Source organism: Bacillus sp. AFS037270 (assembly GCF_002585305.1).
Genome location: NZ_NUNF01000083.1, coordinates 1 through 10,582, shown reverse-complemented (window position 1 = coordinate 10,582; position 10,582 = coordinate 1). Strand labels below are relative to the sequence as shown.

The following is a 10,582-nucleotide window of genomic DNA, read 5'->3' as shown; positions in this document are numbered from 1 at the left end:
GCTAGGCGCTGGAGCTGGACTATTCTATTAGAAAAGCGCAAGGGAATTCGTAAAGGGCGTAGTTTAACTGCGCCTTTTACCTGTAAAACTACTGCAATAAAGGGGAGGGTGGCCAATGTTTAAAAATACAAAAAGTGATTATCTTAGCTGGCTTGTTATCATCGGGATTGTAATCTTGCTCCTAGAGATTTTATTTTTTAACAGAGGGCTGATATTCTCTCTTTTTATTGCAGGCGGGATGATCTATTTAGGCCGGAAAAAGGCGGGTAAAAGATTAGGGAAAGTCCTGTTTATTGTAGGGATCATCTTCTTTGTTCTAAGTATTGTCAATATGATGACCTTTAAGTTTCTATTATTAGCCATATTATTGCACTTTTTCATTCAATATTTTCAAACGAAAAGACAGCCCCAAAAAATAGTGCCAGACATTGTTTCTTCTGAACCAGCACAATTAGAAGAAACGTTGATTAGTTCGGAACCATTGTTTAGTAATATTCTCGTTGGACAGCAAAAAACGCCTTTAGGTGTATACGAGTGGGATGATGTGAATATTCAGACGGGAATTGGCGATACCGTTATTGATCTTAGCTATACGATGCTGCCAAAGGGAGAAGCAGTTATTTTTATCCGAAATATCATCGGAAATATCCATATCCTTGTACCATACGAAACGGAGGTAAGTATTCACCATTCTGGTGTCGTAGGATCAGCAAAAGTATTTGGCAATGACAGAGATAAAATATTCAACCAAGTTTTCCACATGAAAACTTCCGGTTATGAAACTTCTGAGACCAAGGTGAAAATTGTTTCCTCGCTTGTGGTCGGGAATTTAGAGGTGAGCCGGATATGAGTTCAACCCAGCGGCAAATGATCTGGCATATTCTGTTCTGCTTTCTGATCGCGTTAGTCATTGGAGCGGTTCTAATTTATGTATTCCCATTGGGAAACTGGTCTGAATTATGGTCAAGACAATTCATGAATATTCCGATTGTGATTTTTGTTCCTGTCTTTAGTATTGCAATCGGAATATTTTTAGGCGGGGTTTCAGGCCTTTTTTGGCGTAAACAATTACTTTCAGTCGAACATTCTTTGCATCAGCTCGAGGAAGGAAGACAAGTCGAAGTGCCAGAAAAGCCCTCAGTTTCAGAAATCCAAGCCATTGCTAAAAGAATTGAGAACGTTGGCAGGCAAATGTCTGAGCAGGCAAAGCTGTCACAGCGGTTAGCTACCGAAAAGGTGGAGGGTCAAGAAGAAAGAATTCAGCAGATCATTGAACAGGAGCGGAATCGGCTTGCAAGGGAATTGCATGACTCCGTCAGCCAACAATTATTTGCTGCTTCGATGATGATGTCGGCAATTAATGAAACAAAAGGCCAGTCTGAAGATGACCGTGAAACCAAACAATTAAAACTCGTTGAAGAAATGATTCACCAATCACAGTTAGAGATGCGTGCCCTTCTGTTACACTTACGCCCAGCTGCCTTAAAGAATAAATCGCTGCAAGAAGGAATTGAGGAGCTGTTAATCGAATTATCTCAAAAGGTGACAATGGATATTAAATGGAAAGTTGAAGATTTTCCATTAGATAAAGGGGTAGAAGATCATCTGTTCCGCATCCTGCAGGAGTCTGTCTCCAATACCCTCCGGCACTCAAAAGCCAGCAAATTTGAGGTTTTATTAGTGAAGCGGGATGACCTTGTGATTCTTAGGATTGTAGACGATGGAATTGGTTTTGAAGTGAATGAAATGAAAGCTGGCTCCTATGGTATGCAAAACATGCACGAACGTGCGGTTGAAATAGGCGGTACATTAAAAGTGGTTAGTGTTAAAAATAAAGGAACAAGGCTGGAAGTAAAGGTTCCGGTGATGATTAATGGAGATGGTATCAATGATTAGAGTAGTATTTGTCGATGACCACGAAATGGTTAGAATCGGTGTATCTTCTTACCTTTCTGCGCAGGAGGATATTGAAGTGGTGGGTGAAGCCGATAATGGAAAAAAGGGAGTAGAACTCGCCTTAGCTTTACGTCCTGACATTATTTTAATGGACTTGGTGATGAAGGAAATGGACGGAATCGAAGCAACCCGGCAAATTATTGAGCAATGGCCCGAAGCAAAGGTCATTATCGTCACCAGCTTTTTGGATGATGAAAAAGTGTATCCGGCACTTGAAGCAGGGGCGACGAGCTATATGCTGAAGACGTCAAAAGCCAGTGAAATTGCCAATGCTGTCCGTGCTACATATCATGGCCAATCGGTTCTTGAGCCTGAAGTCACCGGGAAAATGATGGTCAAAATGCGTCAAAAAAATATTCAACTGCCGCACGAAGAACTAACCAGCCGTGAACTTGAAATTTTACTGTTGATGGCGGAGGGGAAAACTAATCAGGATATAGCGGATGAGTTATTTATCGCCCTGAAAACAGTTAAAACTCATGTCAGTAATATACTAAGCAAACTAAACGTACAGGACCGCACTCAAGCAGTTATCTATGCATTTAAGCATTCATTAATCAAATAAACACCCAAACCTCCTAACTTATGTTGGGAGGTTTTTTAATTTTTAAAAAAATGATTGAAAATTGTTCTCATTTACTGTTATTATTATAATAATGAAAATCATTCTCACTATTATTCTATCTGGAGGAAATTCATACATGAAAATATATAAATTATCTGGCCTTGTTCTATTATCTAGCAGTCTATTATTTGGCTGTTCTAATTCGGATCAAGCTTCGTCCACAGAAAAAACAAAGGAAACTCAAAATACATCAACGGAATCGCTAAAAGGGGTATCGGATGAATATCGACAATATGCGATTTCCGAGATTGAAGAATTTGTTAAAGCCACAGAGGCTTTTACTACAGCTGTTAAAAACGGTGAAATTGATAAAGCTAAGGAGCTTTATGGACCAGCACGGATGCATTATGAGCGCGCCGAGCCAATCGCCGAGAGCTTTGGTGACCTCGATCCTAAAATTGATGCACGAGAAGGAGATGTTCCCGACGCAGAATGGGGCGGATATCACCGGATTGAAAAAGGATTATGGATCGAAAACACGACAAAAGGTTATGAACAAATGGCTGATCAGCTAATGAAAGATGTAAACCTGTTACGTGCTAAAGCAGATACAGTGGAAGTGACGCCGGATTTATTAATTACCGGAGCTGTTGACCTTTTAAATGAAGTTTCTACTTCAAAAGTAACCGGTGAAGAGGACCGCTACTCCCATACGGATCTCTACGACTTTGCGGCAAACGTTGAAGGAGCGGAGAAAATCTATCAGCTGCTTAAACCAGCACTAGAGAAAAAAGACAAAGACGTTTCAACAGAGATTCAGGCTCGTTTTGATGATGTTTATAGTCTATTAAACCAGCATAAAAATGGTGATGGCTACAAGCTTTATACAGAATTGACGGAAGCGCAGGTAAAAGAACTTAGCCAGGCCATTGATGCACTAGCTGAACCATTATCACAAATAGGTATTATTACGGAGGCGTCTTAATTGACAAACAATCAAACCAACTTAGATGCATTAGCTGAAAAAAAGGTATCAAGACGAGACATTCTGAAAACCGCCGGAATTGGCGGTGTCGGAGTCATTCTAGGAGCATCTGGTCTCGGCAGTGTTCTTTCGCTAAAGGAAAGTAAGGCATCAGGCCCTGAGTCGAATCAAGAGATTGTTCCTTTTTATGGTGAATATCAGAGTGGTATTACGACAAAACCACAAAATCATGTTTATTTTGTTTCCTTAGATGTAACGACGTCTAAACGAGAAGACTTGTCTAAACTATTTAAGGAATGGACTAAGGCTTCTGCCTTAATGACAGAGGGGAAGGCAGTCGGCAAGCTTTCTAGCAATGAATTTTTACCTCCGGATGATACAGGGGAGGCGGCAGGTCTATCGCCATCAAACTTAACGATTACATTTGGGGTCGGTCCTAGTCTTTTTATAAAAGACAATCAAGACCGATTTGGGTTAAAACACAAGCAGCCCAAGGAATTGGTCGATCTTCCCGCCTTCCCGCTTGATGCATTAGAAGAGGAATGGACCGGTGGAGATCTTTGTATTCAAGCTTGCGCGGATGATTTGCAGGTAGCCTTTCATGCGGTCAGAAATCTTATTCGAATCGCCAGAGGGAAAGCAACATTGCGCTGGGCGCAAACTGGGTTCCAGCGGACTAAGCAGGCTGATCCTAAAAAGGAAACACCGCGAAATCTATTCGGTTTCAAAGATGGTACGGTAAACCCTGATGTTGACAGTAAAAAACAGTTGAATGAGCATATTTGGGTTCAGCAGGGTGATGGACCGGATTGGCTTGTTAATGGCAGTTACCTTGTAGTCCGCCGGATTCAAATGTTTATTGAGGTCTGGGATAGAACCAATCTAAGGGAGCAAGAAAACACTTTTGGCCGATACCGGGACAGTGGTGCACCGTTAGGGCAAAAGAATGAATTTGATAAACCTGATTTCACTCAAAAGAAAGAAACCGGTGAGGACGTGATCCCTGTCGATTCTCATGTACGCTTGTCCCATGGAGATGGCACGCAGCAGATTCTCCGCCGTGCCTATTCCTATGCAGATGGGATGGACTTGAAAACAGGCAGCTTTGATGCAGGTCTTTTGTTCCTAGGTTTCCAGCGTACACCTAGTAAGCAGTTTATCCCGATTCAGAACAGGTTAGCTAAAATGGATAAATTAAATGAATATACGTCCCACCGTGGAAGTGCCATCTTTGCATGTTTACCAGGCGCTAAACAGGGAGGTTTTATCGGAGAGACACTATTTAACTAGTGGTTTTTCTTTTACAGAGGAGAGAGAAGATTATGCAGCGTTTAAATTGGAAGCCATTATTAGTATTCATCCTACTAATCAGTTTTTTTCAAATGAGCCTTCCCGTAAAGGCGGCAGAAAATAGTGATGAACTTTTTGTGCTAATTGGTGATAGTTTAATGAAGGCAAAGGATGGCGAGCAGGCTGTCGTGGCCAAAAACATGGAGCAGTTTGCAAGCGAGTGGCAGTCCATTAAAAAAGCTGGCAGCGAACAAGCCCAAAAGGTGGACCAAAAGTTAAAAAAAGTTCAAAGTCTACTAGCTAAAGACAGCGTCGATAAAGAGGCACTCTCGAAGAGTCTCTCGGCCCTTTCAAGTGCAGTTGTCCAATATGATGAGGAACAAAATCCCAAAGATAAAGAAAAAGCCAAAGAACAGATTAAGCAGTTACTTCCGCTTATTACTGTTATGGAGGACTCGATAGAAAAGGGAGAGACAGCTTCATTAAATCTACAATATCAAAAATTAATGAATGGGTGGACTGCTTCAGAGAAGGCTGTTCACGATGAGAGTGTTGCAGCATATGGAAACATTGAAAAATACACAGCCCTCATTCGAATTGCGATTACACAGGAACCTGCGGATTTAGAGAAAGCCAGTCAAAACTTGGATCAATTAAAAAGCGAAGTAGATAACTTTATTGCCGGTAAAGTTTCGAAACAGGCAGAAGGAGATTATTCCTTGAATGACTTAGCTACTTTGTTAAGTGATTCTGAAAAAGCTATTTCTCAAAGTGACTACCAAGGGGCGAGTGAGCAATTAAATAAAATTTTGACCATCTGGCCAATGGTGGAAGGCGATGTACAAACTAGAGACAGCGGTTTGTACAGTGATATGGAGACGAAGGTACCAACTGCCATCAGTCTATTAAATTCTGAGAATGTAAACGCCGATAAAGCCACTGATATTGTTAAGGACTTAGAAGATCGGCTTGCTCCACTATTAAGTAAAACAAGTTACTCATTATGGGATGCAGCCCTTATATTATTACGTGAGGGATTAGAAGGCTTACTAGTTGTCGCAACGCTCATTGCCTTTTTGAAAAAGATGGGGCAATCCGCACAGCAAAAGTGGATTTGGTCCGGAGTGGTTGCTGGTATCTTAGCAAGTGCGATCCTCGCCGTTATCATCAATATAGTCTTTTCCAAATTTGTTGCCGCGTCAAGCCGGGAGTATATTGAAGGGATTACTGGTGTAGTCGCTGTCGTCATGATGTTGACGGTTGGGGCTTGGCTTCATAATAAGTCAAGCATCGGTAATTGGAATAAATATATTAATCAGCAAATGCAGCAAGCCATCGCAAAAGGAAGCCTTATGTCCTTTGCCTTTATTAGTTTTCTTTCAGTTTTCCGGGAAGGTGCAGAGACGATTATTTTCTATACCGGCATTACCCCGTATATAAGTTTAGCGGAACTCGTGATGGGGATCTGTTTGGCCCTTGTGTTGTTAGTCATTGCTGGCTTTGCCATCATTCATTACAGTGTAAAAATTCCTATTCGCTTGTTCTTTAGAACGGCGACAATCTTAATTTACTTTTTAGCGTTTAAAATTTTAGGAATCAGTATTCATGCATTGCAGATTTCAGATGTGCTTTCAACCACAACGGTGGAACGCTTACCATTTATTGACTGGCTTGGACTCTATCCAACGTACGAAACCACTTTACCACAAGTATTTCTATTGTTAATTATTTTCATTACAACCTATTTAGTTAAAAAAAGTGATGGTAACCAAGTAATATCAACAAATCTTTAAAGGGCTGGCAACAGCCCTTTTTCTTTTTGCAAAATTTCTCCTACTATTCAAGGGACTTGTCTCATAAGTTATTAAAAGAGATGAGAGTAAGGGAGATTTGTAAATTGAATATTTATTATAAAAGTATCTTTTTTTTAGCTGCTTCTGCTTTTTTAGGTGAAATGATTGAGGTCCTGATCAATATGATTTTGGCTAGAGAGCTGGGGTCACACGGGTTAGGACTTTATATGACGATTCTTCCCTCGATTTTTTTACTTGTCTTATTATCCAGCTTTGAATTACAGGTCTCGATTTCGAAATTTATTGCGGAACGGGATCAGCGCTACCATCGTAATATTCTCTATCATGCCTTGACCATTACGATCGTTTTTACATGTATTCTTTTCTTAGCCGCCGCCGCGCTTATTCCATTTATCCCTGTATTTAATGCTTACCACCCATATGTAAGATGGCTTGTCTTGGCATTAGTCCCTGTCATCTCCTTTACATCCGTAGCTAGAGGCTATTTTATGGGCGTTCAGGAGATGGGGAAAATAGCGGTCTCGAACTTTCTTCGCAAGTCTATCCAGCTTATAGGTTTGTTTATCTTGTTTCGCTTTTTCGAATTTGATGCGGAGGCATCCTTATTAATTGCTATTTGTGCCTTGATAGGCAGTGAAGTTGTGGTGTTTTTATATCTGTTTTACTTATTTATCATTCAATTCCAACAGCTGAAAAGGAAGCCTTTCTCCAATATGGACCGAAAAGGGGTACGGAAAAACTTAATTGCGGTGTCGATTCCAACGACAGGACTGCGGCTGTTCTCCGCTATCATGAATGCCGTTCAACCATTTGTTATAAAGGGAGCCTTGGTTTACTCAGGATTATCCAGTACGCTCGCTGTAGAACAATTTGGAATGCTGATGGGTGTGGCAGCATCAATTGGATTTTTCCCGGCCTTTATTGCTCACTCCTTAATGATTGTGCTGATTCCGGCTGTATCAAAGACCAATTCTCAAAAAGATTTCGCAACTTTACAAAAAATGCTCCAGCAAGTGATGACGATTACGTTTTTGTACGGAACTCCAGCGGTGGTCATTTTTTACTTTTTTGCACCAGAATTAACATCTTTATTTTTTAAATCGGATACCTCTGCTATATATCTGCAGTTACTTTGGCCGTATTTCCTGTTTCATTTCTTTATTATGCCAATGCAGGCATTCTTAATTGGTCTTGATATGTTAAAAGAATTATTTTTTCATATTATTTGGTCGACCATCATCTCATTTGCTTTGATTCTTTGGCTCGGCTCCTCCCACGATTGGCAGATGAACGGGGTGATTATCGGTATGAATACTGGAGCTGTCCTATTAGCCCTTATGCATTATTTAACAATCTGTAAGAAGATTGGAGTTTCTATTTTTATGAAAGGTCTCGTTACGGAAGCAACTGAAAGGTGAATCTATTTTTACAGAAAGTGTAGGGGAGTTGCAGTTCCTTTCCGTCTATTATATGGAAGATGTTGTTGAAGGAAGGATGGATGGTTAGGATGAACGACCTTGCATTTGAGAAACTAGTGAAAGAACATGGCGCGGCTACATTTAAATATATTTTATCGTTAACGAGACAGAAAGAACTTGCGGAAGACCTTTTTCAAGAGGTATTACTTTCAGCTTACTTAGCATATCCTTCCATTAAGGAGCAATCAAAATATAAAAGCTGGCTTTTTATGATTGCGATTAATAAATGCCGTGATTTCTGGCGGAAAGAAAAAAAGTCTAAGCGTTTTTGGAGAGAAGAGGTTTATGCCTATTCAGTCCTGGTGGAACCCCATTCCATTCCCGAAGAGGAGATTCTATATAAATACTCTAGAGAACAAATGGCTGAAAAGGTGAGGACATTGCCTGAGATTTACCGCGATCCTATTTATCTATATTATTATCAAGATTTATCCTTGCTTGAGATTGCGAAAAAAAGTAATCTTCCAATGTCGACAGTGAAAACGAGAATGAGAAGAGCGAAGGAGAGACTACGTCCAAAAATGCAGTCACTAGCTTGATTGCTCCCGTCCTTAATCAAATAAGGTTGGAAAAGGGGAAGGTCAAATGACTGATAAAGAAAAACCACAGATTCCAAAGCATTTGCAGCCGTATATATCAACGCAATACTACCAACGCTACACGCCAATCGACCATGCCGTTTGGCGCTTTGTTATGAAACAGAACCATTATTTCTTAAAGGATATAGCCCATCCTGCGTATGTTAATGGATTAAGAGATTCGGGAATTAAGACAGATCGGGTCCCAAGGGTAGAAGATATGAATACGAGTTTGGCAAAAATCGGCTGGGGTGCCGTTACGATCGATGGTTTAATTCCAGGCTCTGCTTTTTACGGTTTTTTAGCAAATGGGATTCTACCGATTGCAACGGAGATCCGGAACATCCAAAATATTGCTTATACGCCTGCACCGGATATGCTCCATGAAGCAGCAGGGCATGCACCAATATTATTGGATGAAACTTACCGTGACTTTGTTAGGAAAATTGGTGAAATGGGAGCTAAGGCACTGTCGAGTAAAGAGAAATTAGAAGTATTTAAAGCGGTTCGCCATTTGACGATTATTGCCGAGGACCCTGATTCAACTCCTGAGAAGGTCCAAGAAGCTGAACGGCAGGTTGTGGAAGCCCGGAGCAGGGTCAAAGGTTTGTCTGAGGCTGACAAAGTTTCTAGGCTGTTTTGGTGGACAGTTGAGTACGGATTAATAGGAGATGTGAACAATCCTAAAATTTATGGAGCGGGATTACTGTCTTCGGTAGGGGAAAGTCAAAGCTGCCTTAAAACAGATGTGAAAAAAATTCCCTTCTCCGTTGAAGAATGTATCAATACACCTTATGATGTTACAAAACCACAGCCGCAATTATTTGTATGTAAGTCCTTTGATGATTTAGTGGAGAAGATTGAACAACTCGCCTCGACTATGGCCTTTCGTAAAGGCGGCACGGAAAGTCTAGATCAAGCACTAGAATCGAACAGTGTTGCTACAATGGTTTTATCGTCAGGCATCCAGGTTACCGGTACGCTGACCGCTATTTTAAAGGATGAAAATGCTAAGGCCATCTATGTAAGAACAAAAGGCCCTACAGCTTTGTCCTATGATTATAAACAATTGAAGGATCAAGGTACCGATATACACCGTAAAGGATTTGGAACACCAATCGGTAAATTAAAAGGAGGTATTGTAATAGAAGCTTGTACCGCAAAGCAATTGCAAGCTTTAGGTATTAAAGAGGGAAATTATGCCGTATTAGAATTTCAAAGCGGGGTAACAGTGGAAGGCCTTGTTAAAAGTATATTATTTTATCATGAGAAACCGATTTTGATTAGTTTTAGTAATTGTCAAGTGACGTACAAGAATATTGTTCTTTTCGAACCTTCATGGGGAATATTTGATATGGCTGTCGGCGCAAGGGTTACGTCGGTTTTTGCGGGAGCAGCTGACCCGAACCATTATTATGATTCCCCTTCAACAAGCGATGAAAGCATGGAAGAGGTTGAACAGCAATGTTTGACTGAACTAGAAAACCTGTATGCAGAAATCCGAGACTTACGAGAGGGACAGTGGGAGCAAACTAATTTAATGCACGTAGATCGGGTTTTAGCCATTCTCGATCAAAAATATCCAAATGAATGGCTATTACGGATTGAAATATTAGAGCTATATAAAATAAATCAGGCTATTCATCAAAATGTAAGCGTTATCTTGGGTAAGCTGAAAAATACGAACTGGGATCCATCCGTTAAACAAATGATTGACCGAGGCATAGCATTAATTGAACAGATATAAAAAAACAGGAGCTTGGCATTTGCCAAACTCCTGTTTTTTGAGATAAGAAAGTATAAAAGTTTTTGACTTTGAGAATTGTCTAGCTCCAGCGCCTAGCCCCTAGATGGTCTACAGCCAATCCGTCCAAAAGGTTAAAAAGCAACCTTTCGGCCGGATCGTCTTATGCATG

At 40.6% G+C, this 10,582-nt stretch carries 9 protein-coding genes; all 9 read left to right on the top strand.

The window, feature by feature from the left end:
* Positions 1-115: 115 nt before the first annotated feature.
* The 9 genes from liaF to COD92_RS28465 all read left to right on the top strand — a co-directional run bounded on the left by liaF (position 116) and on the right by COD92_RS28465 (position 10,413).
* Positions 116-850 (top strand): cell wall-active antibiotics response protein LiaF, encoded by a 735-nt coding sequence (gene liaF / locus COD92_RS28505; RefSeq protein WP_098527291.1) that lies wholly within the window; start codon positions 116-118, stop codon positions 848-850.
* Positions 847-1,896 (top strand): sensor histidine kinase, encoded by a 1,050-nt coding sequence (locus tag COD92_RS28500; protein WP_098527290.1) that lies wholly within the window; start codon positions 847-849, stop codon positions 1,894-1,896. The genes liaF and COD92_RS28500 overlap by 4 nt, the downstream gene beginning before the upstream one ends.
* The gene (locus COD92_RS28495) at positions 1,889-2,521 is read left to right on the top strand and encodes a response regulator transcription factor (protein WP_098527289.1); all 633 of its coding nucleotides are present in this window, start codon (positions 1,889-1,891) and stop codon (positions 2,519-2,521) included. The genes COD92_RS28500 and COD92_RS28495 overlap by 8 nt, the downstream gene beginning before the upstream one ends.
* Before the next feature lie 136 nt (positions 2,522-2,657).
* Complete coding sequence (gene efeO / locus COD92_RS28490) at positions 2,658-3,506, top strand: iron uptake system protein EfeO (RefSeq protein WP_098527288.1); 849 nt, start codon at positions 2,658-2,660, stop codon at positions 3,504-3,506.
* The gene (gene efeB, locus COD92_RS28485; protein ID WP_098527287.1) at positions 3,507-4,796 is read left to right on the top strand and encodes an iron uptake transporter deferrochelatase/peroxidase subunit; all 1,290 of its coding nucleotides are present in this window, start codon (positions 3,507-3,509) and stop codon (positions 4,794-4,796) included. It begins immediately after the preceding gene.
* Between the two features lie 32 nt (positions 4,797-4,828).
* A complete protein-coding gene (locus COD92_RS28480; protein WP_098527286.1) occupies positions 4,829-6,589 on the top strand; it encodes an FTR1 family iron permease in 1,761 nt (586 codons plus the stop codon).
* Positions 6,590-6,693: 104 nt separating this feature from the next.
* Positions 6,694-8,028, top strand: a complete 1,335-nt coding sequence (locus tag COD92_RS28475) for a polysaccharide biosynthesis protein (RefSeq protein WP_098527285.1) — start codon at positions 6,694-6,696, stop codon at positions 8,026-8,028.
* An 89-nt stretch (positions 8,029-8,117) separates the two neighbouring features.
* Entirely contained in the window at positions 8,118-8,627 is a 510-nt protein-coding gene (locus tag COD92_RS28470) for an RNA polymerase sigma factor (protein ID WP_255295305.1), read from the top strand.
* A 46-nt stretch (positions 8,628-8,673) separates the two neighbouring features.
* Positions 8,674-10,413 carry an aromatic amino acid hydroxylase gene (locus COD92_RS28465; protein ID WP_098527283.1) on the top strand — a complete coding sequence of 580 codons (1,740 nt, stop codon included), beginning with the start codon at positions 8,674-8,676 and terminating at the stop codon, positions 10,411-10,413.
* Positions 10,414-10,582: the final 169 nt, after the last annotated feature.

Bases quoted from the DNA above. Each gene is read 5' to 3' on its own strand.
- liaF (WP_098527291.1), top strand. From the start codon at position 116: ATGTTTAAAAATACAAAAAGTGATTATCTTAGCTGGCTTGTTATCATC.
- COD92_RS28495 (WP_098527289.1), top strand. From the start codon at position 1,889: ATGATTAGAGTAGTATTTGTCGATGACCACGAAATGGTTAGAATCGGT.
- COD92_RS28500 (WP_098527290.1), top strand. From the start codon at position 847: ATGAGTTCAACCCAGCGGCAAATGATCTGGCATATTCTGTTCTGCTTT.
- COD92_RS28470 (WP_255295305.1), top strand. From the start codon at position 8,118: ATGAACGACCTTGCATTTGAGAAACTAGTGAAAGAACATGGCGCGGCT.
- COD92_RS28480 (WP_098527286.1), top strand. From the start codon at position 4,829: ATGCAGCGTTTAAATTGGAAGCCATTATTAGTATTCATCCTACTAATC.
- efeO (WP_098527288.1), top strand. From the start codon at position 2,658: ATGAAAATATATAAATTATCTGGCCTTGTTCTATTATCTAGCAGTCTA.
- COD92_RS28465 (WP_098527283.1), top strand. From the start codon at position 8,674: ATGACTGATAAAGAAAAACCACAGATTCCAAAGCATTTGCAGCCGTAT.